The organism is Serratia sp. PGPR-27 (assembly GCF_022678525.1).
Classification (GTDB): Bacteria; Pseudomonadota; Gammaproteobacteria; order Enterobacterales; family Enterobacteriaceae; genus Serratia; species Serratia nematodiphila.
In genome coordinates, this window is sequence record NZ_JALBYS010000100.1 from 1 (window position 1) to 229 (window position 229).

The following is a 229-nucleotide window of genomic DNA, read 5'->3' on the forward strand; positions in this document are numbered from 1 at the left end:
GAGAGTCCGTATCTCAGAAAGCGAAAAACCCGCCATAGGCGGGTTCTTCTGAATAGGGCGACCGGACTCGGACAACCGGCGCTGGCGCCGTGTTGAACAGCGCTTTAGCGCTGGCCCGCAGGGTGAGGCCCTTGGCCGAATAATCGAACGCAGTTCGATGGAGAGTCCGTATCTCAGAAAGCGAAAAACCCGCCATAGGCGGGTTCTTCTGAATATGGTGCCCGGACTC

General features: G+C 58.1%; 1 protein-coding gene. It reads right to left on the bottom strand.

The window, feature by feature from the left end; all coding sequences use genetic code 11:
- Positions 1-13 precede the first annotated feature (13 nt).
- The coding region (locus MMS95_RS24185) for a hypothetical protein (protein ID WP_242142443.1) at positions 14-229 on the bottom strand (216 nt) is incomplete at its 5' end.